The organism is Veillonella sp. 3310 (assembly GCF_003999875.1).
Lineage (GTDB): Bacteria > Bacillota > Negativicutes > Veillonellales > Veillonellaceae > F0422.
Map to the genome: position 1 here is coordinate 211,117 of NZ_RQVJ01000002.1, position 15,239 is coordinate 226,355.

Consider the following 15,239-nt stretch of genomic DNA (forward strand, 5'->3'; position numbering starts at 1 on the left):
ATTTATAATCTCCTTAAAGTATGTTACAATTAATAGAATACGGAATTCTTTATAAGGAGAGGTTCGATGAAATTATTTTCTTCATTAGGAAGAGATTTAGGAATAGATATTGGTACCTTTCACACGCACATTTATGTGGAAGGTCGAGGGGTGGTTGTGTCGGAACCATCGATAGTGGCAACGGACGCAAAGCAAGAGAATATTGTCACCGTTGGTGAAGATGCGCATCGCTTGTTGTTGCGCAATCCGGAAACATTAGCCCCTATGAGTCCTCTGAAAGAGGGCTTTATTGTGGACTATCGGATTGTGTTGTCCATGTTAAAGTATTTTATGAACAAAGCGTCCAAGGCGGTTCGTAGATCCCGTGTTGTCATGGCAGTGCCTTGTGGTATTACCGATGTAGAGCGAAGAGCTATGACGGATGCCATCATTCAGGCGGGCGCTCGGGAAGCGCATTTGCTAGAAAGCCCTGTAGCAGCAGCTATCGGTGCAGGACTTCCTATTTTTGAGGCTCGTGGCAGTATGGCTGTCGATATCGGTGGGAGTACGACGGATGTAGCTATTTTATCGATGGGTGGTAAAGTGGCGAGTCGCACATCACGGATTGGTGGTAATGAATTAAACGAAGCTATTTATCATTATATACGTAATGAGTTTTCTATTATGGTGTCTGATGAAACCGTGGAAGACATTAAACAAACTCTTGGTTGTGCCATCACTCCATCTATCGAAGGGGAATATACTATCGTAGGTCGTCACTCTGAGACGGGACTCACCAAACGCTGTATGATTCGTAAAAGTGAAGTTTATGAAATTTTGCGACAACCTATTGCAGATATGGTGGCGGTCATCCGCAGTATTTTGGAAAAAACACCGCCTGAATTAGTAGCAGATATTATGGAAAGTGGTATGCTTCTTACGGGAGGTACGGCTTTACTTGAAGGGTTAGACCGCCACATCCAAGAGGAACTAGGCATTCCTGTACGTATTGCAGATACACCAGGCGATACGGTGGCACTTGGTTTAGGTAGAGCTGCTGCGGATGTGCAACGCTTGGAGCGCTTATTAGTGGCTAGTAAATTACGAAAGGGGCGATCTTAATGCAACAATCTGAACGCAAATGGTTGACTATGATCGTAATCCTTTGTGCCATATTAGGTATCTTTGGGTATGTGTGGAAGCAAAGAACGCAAGTACCAGTGGTGACGGTGACCTTAGAAAATTTAATGGCCCCTTTCACTTACGGAGCCAGTCGTTTCTTATCTGGTTTACATACAGGAATAGCTGTGATAGATAATGGTATTTTGCGTGTGAAAGACATGTCAGATATAGAAGGGCGCAATGCTGAGCTAGAACAGAAACAAGTAGCCTATGATGAGTTGGTAGCAGAAAATATTCGATTACGTCAATTGTTAAAGTTTAAAGGAGAACAACCTCAATTTGCGTTGTTAGCAGCATCCGTGGTGACACGTGATAGAGGGGCTTGGACAGATACTTTCACGATTAGTAGAGGCAGTGCCGATGGAGTAGCGCCGAATATGGCGGTCATTGCTCCGCGAGGTGTGGTAGGTTTCGTATCTGATGTGTACGAACACTCTGCACGGGTACAAAGTATATTAGACCCTCGGTCAGCGACTGGGGTTATCGTGCAACGCCCTGAGTCTAGAATTGCCTCCATCTTGAAAGGCAACGGCAATCTTCCAATGGAACCACAAATGGTGAATATCGCTTTAAATGGTGATGTTCTGAAAGGGGATACCATCGTCACGTCTGGCTTTGGTGGTATCTATCCGAAAGGATTATTATTGGGCCATGTGAAAGACATTGTGACCGATGAAGAAGGCTTTGTGAAGCATGCTGTTATTGAACCTACCGTGGACTTCCAGAGTTTAGAAGAAGTCTTCGTGATTGTATCATCGTCCATTGCACGACCAGAAGCGCCAAAATTAGAGCCCAAATTGATTCCTCGTACACAGCGAGATCAAGTAGAAGGGGCTAAAGGGACGGTGCAACAATGAAAAAATGTGCATGGATATTGATGCTAATCGGTGTCATTATTCTTCAATCCTTAGTGGTGCCTAGATGGTTTCCCTACTCTTGGGCGCCACATCTGTTATTAGATATTGCGTTGGTAGTGACCGTATTGAAAGGCCGTTCGCATGGCATGATGCTAGCCGTTGTAGGTGGTATCGTTCAAGATGTGATGATTGGCAACTATTTTGGATTACATGTAGTGTCCTATGCGATAGTAAGCTATATGTTAGGCTCTATGCAAGGTACTGTGTATGAAGAACAATGGTATGCTACTGCCTGGTGGACAGGTATAGGAGCAGCCTTAGTTATGGCTCTACAAATAGGTTTATTGTGGGTTGTACAAGAACCAATTGTTATGACTACCTACATTTGGAATCATGGCATTCCTTCCATAGGAATTGATGCCTTAGTAGGCATTGTGGTGCATAAATTGGTATGGCGCTGGGAAGAAAAAGATGAATACATGTGGTAGAAAGGAGAGGCTATGTTAAGAGCACTATATAAAAAGAAAAAAACGACACGCTTTGATGTATTGCTAACCATAGTCGTCATCATTTTTGCTATTTTGTTGGGTCGTGTGTTTTATCTACAAGCCATTGAAGGTGATTATTACCGTGGAAAAGCAGAGGGAAATCGACTCCGTATGCTCTCTATGACAGCTACACGGGGATTAATGTATGATCGAAATGGTCAAATTGTGGTTGGTTCACGGCCTGCCTATATGGTGTCCATGTTGCCTACTGGAAAGCAGGCGGATCCAAAAGAGCTAGAGAAATTAGCTTCCTATTTGCAAATCCCAGTGAAAACATTGGCAGAAAAAATAGAGGCCCATAAGGGTGGTTATGAGCCAATTCGGCTAGCTAGTGATGTAACCTTAGACAAGGTGACAAAAATTGAAGAACATCGTCATGAATTACCTGGCATAACCGTAGATGTAGAGCCACTTCGCTATTATCCTCATGATACGATGGCATCCCAATTATTGGGCTATGTAGGGGAAGTAAGCGAAGACGAGTTGGCGGAAGCGAAACAGGCGGAGCTAGACGGAACACATACGGGTGGAACCATTGGTCCTGGTACGATTTTAGGTCGTTCTGGGTTGGAAAAAATGTATGATTCTGTGCTACGTGGTGTGGACGGTGGTCGTCAAGTAGAGGTTGATGCTAGTGGACGTCCTGTAGAAGAAGTAGGACGTAAACACACCATACCTGGTCGAAATATTCACTTAACCATTGATTTAAATCTACAAAAAGTGGCTGAAAAAGCTGTGTATGATCAATTAGCAGTGCTCAGAAAACAAGGTATTCCTGCGAAGGGGGCTGCCGTAGTAGCCCTAGATCCTAATACAGGTGCGGTCCTTGCCATGGTCAGTGCGCCAGGATTCAATCCAAATTGGTTTGCCAAAGGGATTACAACGGAACAATGGAATCAGTTAAATACAGATGCGAATCATCCTTTTGAAAATAAGGTAGTTACTGGTGAATATCCGCCAGGGTCTCCTTTCAAAATTATTACTGGTGCAGCTGCCCTAGAACTGAAAAAGGTGACGCCTAATGAAATGATTTATGACAGTGGTAAGCACTGGTTAATTGACAAAAGAAATGCAGAGGGCGAGGCGTTAGGCTGGCTTGATTTCAACAAAGCATTGGCGAAGTCAGATAATGTATATTTCTATGAAATGGGGAATCGCCTAGGTATCGATAATATCGATAAATATGCAAAGATTTTTGGGCTCGGTGAAAAGACGGGCATCAAGCTCTATGATGAAGGCAGTGGTAATATTGCTAGTCCCGAATACAAACGAAAAGTGTTTAATCAAGATTGGTATTTAGGAGAAACCTTCGATGCCGCGATTGGACAGTCTTTCACATTGGTGACGCCCATACAAATGGCAGTGGTCATGTCCGAAATTGCCAACGGAGGGATTCGCTATCAACCGTATGTAGTGAGCCGTATCGATAATGCGGATGGAACGCCAGAAGAGATTTTTGGACCTAAGAAATTAGGAGTCTTACAAGTATCGAAGGCCGTCATGGATATTGTTCGCAATGGTCTTAGAGACGTAACCTTGGAAGGTGGTACGGCAGGGGAAATTTTTAAAGGCTTATCCTTAGCTGTAGCCGGTAAAACGGGGACAGCGGAAAATGCTACTGGCCGTGACCATGGTTGGTTCGTTGCTTATGCGCCGTACGACAAGCCTCGTATCGTTGTAGTAGCGCTGGTGGAACAAGGCGGTTTTGGTGCTATATCAGCAGGGTCTATTGTACGTCCTATTTTAGAAGAATATTTTCATATTCCTAAGCCAGTCGTGGTCCCAATGAATGATAAGAAAGAGGATGCTAAAAAAGAGACAAACTCTGGAAAAGAACAAAAGGTAGACTAGGAGTATACTATGTGGCAGAGAATTATACGTGAATGGGATTGGATTTTGGTGCTATCCACTATCAGTCTGATTGTCATTGGCTGTGTTGTCATCGGCAGTGCGACTCATATCAATCGAGATGGGCTACAAATTACAGGATTAGTATCGAAACAATTGCTATTCTTTGGATTAAATATCATTGCCATTGTAGGTCTGCAATGGCTAGATTACGAGCGCTTGCGCCCCTATGCAAAGTGGATATATGGTGCTACTATCGTTATGCTTTTGGCAGTTATGGTGGTAGGTACATCGGCACTAGGTGCGCAACGGTGGATTCAGATTGGGCCTATTACGATTCAACCATCAGAATTTACGAAGTTGATGATGATCATTAGCTTGGCCAACATGCTAGAAAGTCGAGTAGGAAAGTTAAATACTTTTAAAGAGCTATTGCCGGTATTCTTATTTTTAGGAATCCCCGCCCTGTTGGTGTTTAAGCAACCAGATTTGGGGACATCTTTAGTGTATGTAGCTATATTAGCAGGCATGCTCTTTGTCAGCGGTATTCGCATGCGGTTAGTGCAAATTATGGTAGGCACTATGGTAGCATTGTTGCCGTTAAGCTGGTTTGTATTGCAAGAGTATCAAAAGCAACGGATTATGGTATTTTTGAATCCTAATGTAGACCCTTTTGGCGCAGGATATCATATTATCCAATCTAAAATTGCTATCGGTTCAGGCTTACTATTTGGTAAGGGTCTCTTTGAAGGAACTCAAAGTCAGTTGAACTTTCTACCGGAAAACCATACAGACTTTATTTTCTCCGTGGTGGGAGAAGAATTAGGTCTTCTCGGTTGTTTTGTGGTCTTAGGGTTACTATTGGTGGTTGTGTATCGTAGTTTCTTAATTGCGAAACGATCGGTGGATCCCTTCGGTATGTTGATTGCCACAGGCATTGGCTCTATGCTGTTATTTGAAGTCTTAGTCAATGTAGGCATGACCACTGGTATTATGCCCGTAACGGGTATTCCATTGCCTTTCATCAGTTACGGTGTAAGTGCGTTAACAACAAATCTATTGAGTATAGGTTTATTATTAAATATAGTAATGCGCCAGAAAAAGCGCATGTTTTAAGTAGTAAAAAAGAGGCTAGTGCCTCTTGGAGGTTGTATGATTCAATTAGATCCATCATGGTTACAACATGTGGAAAAGCCTGCCCGTTATATGGGTGGGGAATGGAATAGCGTTGCCAAGAATCATTCGGAAGTGGATGTGACGATGGCTTTCGCCTTTCCAGATGTATATGAAGTGAGTATGAGCCATTTAGGAATTAAAATTTTATATGGTATAGTCAACGAACGCCCAGATGTGGCGGCAGAGCGTGTATTTGCTCCTTGGCATGATATGGAAGCGGAAATGCGCAATCGGGAGATTCCTTTGTTTTCTTTGGAAACGAAAACCCCGATTCGTGACTTTGATTTATTGGCGTTTACATTGCAATATGAAATGTGCTATACAAACATCATTAATATGCTAGATTTGGCAGGTATTCCTTTTTATGGAAAGGATCGAGACTTGTCGTTCCCTCTATTAATCGGTGGTGGCCCTTGTGTGTACAATATGGAGCCTATTGCAGATTTCTTTGATGTCGTATCTATCGGCGAATCAGAAGATTGGATCAACGAATTTATTGATTTATATAAAGCTGAGAAAGAAAAAGGATTCCCTGGCGGCAAAGAGGCCTTCTTGCGAAAAGCAGCGCAGATTGAAGGTACCTATATTCCTAGCTTGTATGAACCGCAATATACAGAATCTGGGGACTTTGCAGGAATGAAAGTATTGGCTGAAGAAGCACCTGCCATTGTAAAAAAACGTATCGTAGAAGATATGGAAGCTGCGTTCTATCCTACAAAACCTGTAGTGCCATACTTAGATATTGTTCATGATAGAGCGGTACTTGAATTATTTAGAGGGTGTTTGCGTGGCTGTCGTTTCTGCCAAGCTGGTATGTTATATCGTCCAGTACGTGAACGAACTCCAGAACGATTGGTACAATTAGCAAAAGAAATTATTGCCAATACTGGCTACAATGAAATCTCCTTGATGTCTCTAAGCTCTGCGGACTATTCTAAATTGCCCGAATTAGTCGACATGTTGATGGAAGAGTTTAAAGATAAACAAGTGAGCGTTAGTTTACCATCCTTGCGTATCGATGCCTTTTCTATCGATATTGCTAAAAAAGTACAACAAGTGCGTAAAAGTGGCTTAACTTTCGCTCCAGAAGCTGGGTCTCAACGGATGCGTGATGTTATCAATAAAGGTGTTAGTGAAGAGGATTTGATGTCCGCTTGTGAAAATGCTTTCAAGTCTGGTTGGAATACAGTAAAGCTCTATTTCATGATGGGCTTGCCTACAGAAACGGATGAAGACGTAGCAGGTATTGCTGATTTAGCCTATAAAGTGCTTGATTTACATCGAGAAATTACTGGTAAACGCAATGGTAAGGTCACAGTGAGCTGTTCCTTCTTTGTGCCAAAATCACATTCTCCATACCAATGGTACGGACAACAAGATGTAGAAGAAATTCATCGTAAACAGAAATACTTGAAATCTTTAATTAACAATAGAAATATTTCCTATCACTACCATGATGGCTATACAGGGTATTTAGAAGCAGTCTTTGCCCGTGGTGACAGACGCTTAGCGGCATCTGTTGTAGAAGCCTGGAAATTAGGTTGTAAGTTTGATGGATGGACAGAGTTTTTCAATTACGATACATGGATGCAGGCTTTCAAAAATACCAATATTGATCCAGAATACTATGCCCGACGAAATCGTGATTTTTCAGAAGCTTTACCATGGGATCATCTAGATGATACGGTAAGTAAAGAATTTTTACGCCGCGAATGGGAACGTGCGGTAGATGGTACCTTGACTTGGGATTGCCGTCGCAAGCCGTGCAATGGTTGTAATGCGTGTCCAGAGTTGGGCACACCGATTATTGATTATAAGGAGGGTGGACGTGTTGAGAAAGTTACGTTTGGCCTTACATAAGGGAGAAGAACTTCGCTTTTTATCCCATTTAGATTATGCCTCTGCCATTGAGCGTATGATTCGTCGCAGTGGCATCAAAATGGCTTATTCTGAGGGGTTTAATCCGCATATGAAAATTAGCTTTTCCTCTGCCCTGGCGTTAGGGATTACGGCAAGCGCTGAATACTGCGATATGGATGTTCTAGAAGAAGGCACATTAGAAGAGTTAATGAACCGACTTTCAGAAGCAGCACCGAAAGGACTGGAAGTGCTCGAAGGTCGATTCATGCCAGATAAAGTAAAAAAAATGATGGCTATCTGCAACTATGCGGTCTACGAAGTCAAGGGCCCTGTTACAGAAGAAGTAGATTGGGTGTCTTTGTTGGAGCCTTTCAACAGTGCAGAAGAAGTGTTGTATGAAAAAGTAACGCCGAAGAAAACAAGAACTATTGATGTGAAGCATTTCATTAAGGAACCATTGGTTGCCACAGTGGACAATGGAATGGTGACGATTCGCATGGCCATCGGCGTATATCCAGAAGGGACTATGAAACCTGGGGATATGTGGAAATTAGGCAAAGAACAATACGGCTGGCCCGTAACAGATAGTTATTCTATTCACCGTGAAGCGATTCTGATTGAAACGGATGGGGCTTGTATTACGCCACTAGAAGTGGAATAAGGAGAGACTATGAATCGATTATATGCCAATGTGATGAAAGAGGAAACCCGTCTCGCTATTGTGGATGAGGCAGGGGCGTTACAACAGATTATATATGAACGACCACAGCTGTCAAACCGTGTACATCATATGTATAAAGGGGTTGTGAAAAATGTCCTACCTGGCATGAGTGCAGCCTTCCTCGACATTGGCATCGGTCAAAATGTGTACTTGAATCTACAAGAACAAGGGAAGCAGAAAAAAGTTCACGTAGGTGAAGTATTGCTCGTGCAAATCGTGAAAGATGCCATGCTTGGTAAAAGCGCTCGTGTCACTACAGATGTCAGTTTGGCAGGTCACTACATGGTCTTATTGCCGCAAGATCAGCAGATTCATATTTCTAAAAAGATTACAGATCCAGAGTTGCGTCAATCTTTGAAAGATATGGCACAACCTTATTTAGAACGAGGGGTAGGATTTATTCTGCGCACCGCTGCTATGGGGGCGAGCCAAGAAGAGATTGCTCGGGATATGGCTTATTTACATCAGACGTGGGAGCATTTACAAAAGCGCTATAAGGTGGCTCAGAATGGCACTGAAATCTACGGAGATGCGAACCTATGGTATCGTGTGATCCGTGACTATGTAGGACCTACAGTGGGTTCCATTATGGTGGATGATGTAGCTGCCTATGAAGAGTTGCAGCAACTCTTAGGGGCAGGACGATTTGGTAAGCCTGTGGAAGTAAGTTTGTGGAATCAGAAGGAAGATATTTTTAAGACCCATGGTATTGAAGAACAAATTGATGCGCTTTTAAATCATCGCATTGATTTACCATCTGGTGGATCCTTACAAATTGACCAAACAGAAGCGCTTACTGTCATTGATGTGAATTCTGCTCATTACAGTGGTAAGAATGAACAAGCGGGACAGGTGGCGAAACGTGTTAACCAAGAAGCGGCCCATATGATTGCTAGACAATTACGATTACGAAATCTTGGAGGTATCATCATCTGCGACTTTATCGATATGCCGAAACAAGATATGGAAGAACTGGTGCAGTTGATGAATCATCTAGTTAAAAAAGATCCTATTAAAACGGTGGTATGTGGTATTACATCTTTAGGTTTATTGGAACTGACACGGAAACGAGAACGCCAAAGTATTCCATCTATCCTCTTTGATACTTGCTCTAGCTGTGGTGGTACTGGACATGTGCTAAAAGGAGAAACAGTATATTTGCAAATTTTGCGCCGTTTACGGGAACTCTATCGCTTTGGGCGACTAAAAACGGATGTATCTATTGTGGTGCATCCAGATGTGGGGCAATTCTTTACAAAGCAAGTCTTGGAATCGTTACGTACAGAGTTACAACGAACTATACAGATTGAAAATGATGCCACAATGGGATTAGAAGCCTATTCCCTATTAGCCTTAGGTGATGTATAATAATAGAATTAGTACTAAAAATAATTACAATTCTCTATATGAAATGTAATATTTTTAAGAAAAAGTGCTTGGGACTGCCAAGCACTTTTGTTGTTATTTACAGGAGGGACTTGTGTCATACCTTGAAATATTAATTCTATCGGTAGGTCTTGCCATGGATGCCTTTGCAGTTTCTATTTGTAAATCATCACAGATGAAATCCGATCCAAAGACGAAAAAAATCACATTGGCATTTTTATTTGGTGCCTTTCAGTGTTTGATGCCAATCATAGGGGCAGCGGTAGGGGCTCAGTTTTCGCAAAACTTTGATGACTGGGACCACTGGGTGATTTTCATTACTTTAGGATATTTGGGTATTAATATGATTCGTGCTTCTCTTAGCGATGAGGAAGAAGATAAAACAAAGGTGGATTGGAAAGAAATGTTAGCATTGTCCATTGCCACTAGTATCGATGCCCTAGCAGTAGGGGTTACCATTGCCCTATTACATGTAGACGTGTATTTCACATCGCTCACTATAGGGGTCATTACCTTCTTGGTATGCCTTGTGGGCATATTCAGCGGGTATCATATGATGAAAGCCTTTCGTGAAAGAGCAGAAATGGCTGGGGGCGTTATATTGATACTCATTGGAGTGAAAATATTATTGCAGCATTTGGGGTATTTACCTCGCTAAATCGTTTCTTGCTATGCTATGTAGCCTGTGGCGATCTTGAATGATTGGTAAAGGGAAGAGTGCGACACATTCCTTCACAAACGGTATTTCATAATGTTTGTTCGGGGGCACACCGTGCTCTTCTTGCACTTTTGCAAGTTAGGTAGTAAAAGCGCCACAAGGCTACTACGCATAACTGCGTTCCTCTGGGAGATTGCTTTGAGAAATGGTTGCACATTCTGACCCGAACTTATACAGTGGTTAGGTTTGCTCCAGAATATGCGGTGCTTTTTTAGCATTTATGTTATGTAGATAATACTCCACCACAGGACGTTCTACGCATAACTGCATTCCTCACGGGAGGCATACTGAACTCTTCTTTGGTTTATGCAAATTAGCTAGTAAGGGTCGCCGTAAGGCTACTACGCGTAACTGCGTTCCTTACGGAGTTGAGGCATACCGTGCTCTTCTTGCATTTTTACAATTTAGGTAGAAAGGTGTCACAAGGCATACTACGCGCAACTGCGTCCCTTATGGGGGTAGAGGGACAGCGCAATCTTCTAATGAGGAAGAAAAAAGTGCTTGACGGAATGTATTTAGTAGTTTATAATAACTAAGTATTCACTTGGAGAGGTGTCCGAGCGGCTTAAGGAGCATGATTGGAAATCATGTGTGCGGTGATACCGTACCGAGGGTTCAAATCCCTCTCTCTCCGCCAAGGTTTAAAAGCGTTTATGCATTGCATAGGCGCTTTTATTGTTATATCTATTGTATTTTGTGGCAAGATGGTATATAATTAACTCAACAAAAGTTATAGTCCCCATTATAGGGTAAACAAAAAAGGACGGGTGCGACCGTCCTTTTTGCTTTATAAAATGTCTAGTATCTTACCGAAAAGAATGGTACAATAATTCCGTATGAGGAGGCGTTGTATGGATTTTTTATGGTTATTATTTGATGTCATCGGAACGATTGCTTTTGCCATATCGGGGGCTCTTTTGGGAGTTCAACGGCGGATGGATATTTTTGGCATCTTGATTTTAGCGTTGGTTACTGCTATTGGTGGCGGGATTGTACGGGATGTGATGGTAGGGCGTATACCGCCTACATCTTTGCAAACAGGATTATATATTTCAATCACGTTAATTACGGTGGGCATCATATTCATCATGTATCGTTATGGTTGGAATCGTTATATTGAAGGAAAAGGGGCAACAAAAGTATATCTGACAGCAGACGCCTTGGGACTGGCTTCTTTTACGGTGACTGGTGCAACAATTGGAATTACTGTAGATCCAGGTAATTTGGTGCTCACAGTTGTGCTCGGCGTGATTACTGCTGTAGGTGGCGGTATTATCCGGGATATTTTAGCGCATCGTACGCCTAGTGTTCTGAAAGAAGAAGTGTATGCTTTGCCTGCTCTATTAGGCAGTATTATATACTACGTGGTATGTGGTATAGGACATCAAATTATGGCGTCTTATGCAACATTCCTTATTGTTTTTATCATTCGCATGGTGGCGCTCGAATACCATTGGAATTTGCCCCGCATCGATCGGATTCATCGATGAATATAGTATTTGATACTATATATGTAATGTAGACTTTCAGTGGTATTGAAAGTCTACAAAATACAGGCTTATTACATGTAAAAAAGCTAGTTTGGGGTGGTATAGAAATTGAGAGTGAATGATTATATATGACGCCCAATTATCCATGTAATACTAGCCATAGTAAAAATATACAAACATATTTTTAAATGTATAGTAAGTTGAAGGCACTATTAAGTAAGAATATAAGTAGCAACCATGCTATATAATAGGAGAGATATAAGAAATGAGTAAACAATTATGGCGACGTAAGTTTGCTGTGATGGCTACAGCCGTTGCCACAGCGATACTGAGTCATGCAAGCACTGCAGAGGCTACGACGGTGCTGTATGTACCACAAGATGACCGTCCTGTGAGCTTAGCCTATACGGTGGCGACGGCTCAAGAGGCAGGATATACGGTGTTAACACCACCACAATACTATATTTCTGGACGAAACTTTCAAGGAAATGCAGAAGCCATGTGGAGATGGGTGGACGAGAATGTTAACAAAGCAGATGTGCTCGTATTAAGTACAGACTCCTTGATTTATGGTGGACTCGTAGATTCTAGAAAGCATAATTTAGATTTGCATACCTTGGAATATCGTGTGCGCCATATTGAAGACTTGCACAAAAAGTATCCTAATGTGCCAATCTATGCTTTTGGTACAGTGATGCGCTCTCCACGTGCTAGTGGAGGCGGTGTGGAGCCAGCTTATTATGATCAATATGGACCAACGATTTTCCGTATTGCTGCATTACAAGATAAATTAGACAGTCAAAAATTGACTCCAGATGAGCAAAAAGAATTGTTCATGTTACAAGCTACGGTGCCTGTGGAGTTTTTACAAGATTGGTTCCATCGTCGTCAAAAAAATATGGAAATCAACCGTCAGTTAATTGATATAACTAAAAAAGGCGTATTTAAATATTTTGCCTTAGGTCATGACGATACTAGTAGTTTATCTCAATCGGCTATGGAGGGGCGTTATTTACAAAAATATAGTAAAGGACTTTCTCCTACGCAATATGGTAGCTTCCCAGGAGCAGATCAATTAGGTTTATTATTGATTGCTCGTGACCATGTGGATCGCAATCACTTAACCCCTACCTTTGAGGTTATCTATCCATTAGGTGGTGGTGGCGAAACAGTGCCACACTACGAGGATCAAAAGGTAGAAAAAACAATTGCCGAACATGTAGTGGCTGTAGGTGGTACGATGAAAGCCAAAGGCAAACCATCAGTCCTACTAGCGGTGAATACGCCATTAGGTATGGTGACAGGTGAATCAGAAGCCTTTGAAAACTTTCCAATGATTTCTAGAAGTACTAATGAATTTTTAGATCACATTCAAGCGTCTATGAAGCAAGGGGTGCCTGTTAGCATTGCAGATATTGCTTACTCGAATGGGTCGGATAATACGTTAGTGTATGGACTGTACCAACGAGATTTACTGTATAAAGTAAGCGCTTATAATGGCTGGAATACGGCAAGTAATACTATTGGATATGCCATAGCACAAGGTATTTTAGGGGTGCACATGGATGACCAAAGTCATCGCGATATGTTGACACAACAATACTTGGATAACTGGGCATACCAAGCGAATATCCGTAAAGATGTGTATCGAATGCAAGACTCTATCCGCACAGATAATGTGAAATACACAGGTACGTTGAATGAAGCATTAGAAAGCTATTTAGGTGAACGAGTACAGGACTTTGCAGCTACGTACTTAAAATTAGACCCTCGTACTGTATCAGCTCGATTCCCATGGGGACGCTTGTTTGAAACTGATATCACCGTATATCGTGAACCTGTGGCTCCGTTACAAAAAGAATTACGCTTGCAACGTGAAGCGGCAGAACGAGCACGGCTAGAAGCAGAAGCTAAAGCAAAGGCGGAAGCCGAGGCAAAAGCGGCCAAAGAAAAATCAGAAGCTAAAAAGGTGAAACAAGCTCAATAATGTTACGTAATACAAGAAGAGGGGGCGTAGCCCCTCTTTTTTGGAGGAATTATGAGAAAACCAGCCATACCGGCTATCACTTATATGCGGGGTCTTTGTATGTTAGGTGTTATCGGTATCCATGTAGGGTCCTATGCCTTGGCAAACCCTGCGATTAACATACATCTATTAGGGTTATTAGAAATTGTATCACGATTTACCGTGCCTGCATTTTTCTTTTTATCCGCCTTTGGATTGTTTTATCATACATCGGTGGAGGATGAATTCTCTTACTCCAACTTTTTGCGCCGGCGTATACAAGTGGTACTCTATCCATATATTCTATGGACAATTTTATATACAGCCTATAATGCGGTGTTAGCTCATAGCGCCTGGGGATTGATGCCACATGTACTAGGACTGACTCTACTCTTTGGGAATGGTATGTACCATCTGTATTTCTTGGTGATCCTACTCTGGTTTTATGCATTGATGCCACTTTGGCGCTGGGCTCTACGGTTTATACTGAAAGCGCCTATTCTTAGTATGACGGTATTATTTTTTGTGCAAATGGCAGTGAACTATTGGTCATCTTATATGGCAGGTTCTGTGCAATTTTCACAAGAATGGTTACAGTATATCTTTAGCATGCGTCTCAATTATTTTGTAGGGTTTTATATATGGATTTTCCTATTAGGTGGACTATTAGCAGAACGATTTGATGCGATGATGGAATGGATCGACGACCATGGTTTCGGTGTTACAGTGGGATTTATCTTGTCTTTAGTGGCTATGTTAGGATCCTATTACTATGTGATGGCAGAGTGGGGATATACTCGGTTAGAGGCCATCTACACAGTGCATCAGCTGAGTCCACAAGGATTGGTTTACACAGGGATAGGATGTATCTTTTTTGTGTGGGCGTTCACCGTGTCATCCATGAGTGATATAGTGGAAACCTTTTGGATAGAACTGGGTAATGCATCCTATGGCATCTATTTAGTGCATCCATTTATGCTTATTCTATTGGATAAAGTACTGCAAATTGGTGGATTAGGATATACAACAACGACAGTGGTGCTTATGTATGTGAGTGCGGTTATCTTGTCATTTGGATTGACAAAAGAATTAGAGGGGTTGCCGAAACAAGTACGGGCTTATGTGTTAGGCAAATAAATCGTCGCTTGTTTCGCTATGCAGCCTGTGGCGTTTTTAACTGAATAGAGTGAAAGGGAAGAGCACGGTATACTCCTCACAAACGGTATTTCATAATGTTTGTTCGGAGCACACCGTGCTCTTCTTAGGGTATGTGCTATTTAAGCAATAAGCAACGCCACAAGGCTGCTACGCATAATTGCGCTCCTCAAGGAGGAGTTTGTAAGTGTTTGTTCGGAGCACCCCGTGATCTTCTTAGGATAGGTGCTATCTAGTTAATAAATGACACTACAAGGTTACTACGAATACTATATTCCTCAGAGATAGGGGTGAGTGTCATTTGCAACCTTGCG

Annotated in this window: 12 protein-coding genes and 1 tRNA gene; all 13 read left to right on the plus strand. The window is 42.1% G+C overall.

Annotated elements, in window-relative coordinates:
• Positions 1–66: 66 nt before the first annotated feature.
• The 13 genes from EO127_RS04495 (at position 67) to EO127_RS04555 (ending at position 14,907) form a co-directional block, all read left to right on the plus strand.
• Entirely contained in the window at positions 67–1,101 is a 1,035-nt protein-coding gene (locus tag EO127_RS04495) for a rod shape-determining protein (protein WP_127448186.1), read from the plus strand.
• Positions 1,101–2,018: a rod shape-determining protein MreC gene (gene mreC, locus EO127_RS04500; protein ID WP_127448187.1), complete on the plus strand. Its 918-nt coding sequence runs from the start codon at positions 1,101–1,103 to the stop codon at positions 2,016–2,018. Before EO127_RS04495 ends, mreC begins: the two co-directional genes overlap by 1 nt.
• Positions 2,015–2,506 carry a rod shape-determining protein MreD gene (gene mreD / locus EO127_RS04505; protein ID WP_127448188.1) on the plus strand — a complete coding sequence of 164 codons (492 nt, stop codon included), beginning with the start codon at positions 2,015–2,017 and terminating at the stop codon, positions 2,504–2,506. The genes mreC and mreD overlap by 4 nt, the downstream gene beginning before the upstream one ends.
• Before the next feature lie 12 nt (positions 2,507–2,518).
• Complete coding sequence (gene mrdA, locus EO127_RS04510; protein ID WP_127448189.1) at positions 2,519–4,417, plus strand: penicillin-binding protein 2; 1,899 nt, start codon at positions 2,519–2,521, stop codon at positions 4,415–4,417.
• 9 nt (positions 4,418–4,426) lie between these two features.
• On the plus strand, positions 4,427–5,530 hold the full coding sequence (gene rodA / locus EO127_RS04515; RefSeq protein WP_127448190.1) for a rod shape-determining protein RodA: 1,104 nt from the start codon (positions 4,427–4,429) through the stop codon (positions 5,528–5,530).
• Positions 5,531–5,566: 36 nt separating this feature from the next.
• On the plus strand, positions 5,567–7,450 hold the full coding sequence (locus EO127_RS04520; protein ID WP_127448191.1) for a TIGR03960 family B12-binding radical SAM protein: 1,884 nt from the start codon (positions 5,567–5,569) through the stop codon (positions 7,448–7,450).
• On the plus strand, positions 7,422–8,111 hold the full coding sequence (locus tag EO127_RS04525) for a TIGR03936 family radical SAM-associated protein (protein ID WP_127448266.1): 690 nt from the start codon (positions 7,422–7,424) through the stop codon (positions 8,109–8,111). The genes EO127_RS04520 and EO127_RS04525 overlap by 29 nt, the downstream gene beginning before the upstream one ends.
• 9 nt (positions 8,112–8,120) lie before the next feature.
• Complete coding sequence (locus tag EO127_RS04530) at positions 8,121–9,539, plus strand: Rne/Rng family ribonuclease (protein WP_127448192.1); 1,419 nt, start codon at positions 8,121–8,123, stop codon at positions 9,537–9,539.
• Between the two features lie 112 nt (positions 9,540–9,651).
• Positions 9,652–10,215, plus strand: a complete 564-nt coding sequence (locus EO127_RS04535) for a manganese efflux pump MntP family protein (protein WP_127448193.1) — start codon at positions 9,652–9,654, stop codon at positions 10,213–10,215.
• Positions 10,216–10,821: 606 nt separating this feature from the next.
• Positions 10,822–10,912: transfer RNA gene (locus EO127_RS04540), tRNA-Ser, on the plus strand.
• A gap of 214 nt (positions 10,913–11,126) precedes the next feature.
• Positions 11,127–11,765, plus strand: coding sequence for a trimeric intracellular cation channel family protein (locus EO127_RS04545; protein ID WP_127448194.1), 639 nt, complete (start codon positions 11,127–11,129; stop codon positions 11,763–11,765).
• 265 nt (positions 11,766–12,030) lie between these two features.
• The gene (locus EO127_RS04550) at positions 12,031–13,752 is read left to right on the plus strand and encodes a DUF4127 family protein (protein ID WP_127448195.1); all 1,722 of its coding nucleotides are present in this window, start codon (positions 12,031–12,033) and stop codon (positions 13,750–13,752) included.
• Positions 13,753–13,803: 51 nt separating this feature from the next.
• Positions 13,804–14,907 (plus strand): acyltransferase, encoded by a 1,104-nt coding sequence (locus EO127_RS04555; RefSeq protein ID WP_127448196.1) that lies wholly within the window; start codon positions 13,804–13,806, stop codon positions 14,905–14,907.
• Positions 14,908–15,239 lie beyond the last annotated feature (332 nt).

Excerpts from the sequence above, each read along its gene's own strand:
- EO127_RS04495 (WP_127448186.1), top strand. The coding sequence starts at position 67 with ATGAAATTATTTTCTTCATTAGGAAGAGATTTAGGAATAGATATTGGT.
- mreC (WP_127448187.1), top strand. The coding sequence starts at position 1,101 with ATGCAACAATCTGAACGCAAATGGTTGACTATGATCGTAATCCTTTGT.
- mreD (WP_127448188.1), top strand. The coding sequence starts at position 2,015 with ATGAAAAAATGTGCATGGATATTGATGCTAATCGGTGTCATTATTCTT.
- mrdA (WP_127448189.1), top strand. The coding sequence starts at position 2,519 with ATGTTAAGAGCACTATATAAAAAGAAAAAAACGACACGCTTTGATGTA.
- rodA (WP_127448190.1), top strand. The coding sequence starts at position 4,427 with ATGTGGCAGAGAATTATACGTGAATGGGATTGGATTTTGGTGCTATCC.
- EO127_RS04520 (WP_127448191.1), top strand. The coding sequence starts at position 5,567 with ATGATTCAATTAGATCCATCATGGTTACAACATGTGGAAAAGCCTGCC.
- EO127_RS04530 (WP_127448192.1), top strand. The coding sequence starts at position 8,121 with ATGAATCGATTATATGCCAATGTGATGAAAGAGGAAACCCGTCTCGCT.
- EO127_RS04545 (WP_127448194.1), top strand. The coding sequence starts at position 11,127 with ATGGATTTTTTATGGTTATTATTTGATGTCATCGGAACGATTGCTTTT.
- EO127_RS04550 (WP_127448195.1), top strand. The coding sequence starts at position 12,031 with ATGAGTAAACAATTATGGCGACGTAAGTTTGCTGTGATGGCTACAGCC.
- EO127_RS04555 (WP_127448196.1), top strand. The coding sequence starts at position 13,804 with ATGAGAAAACCAGCCATACCGGCTATCACTTATATGCGGGGTCTTTGT.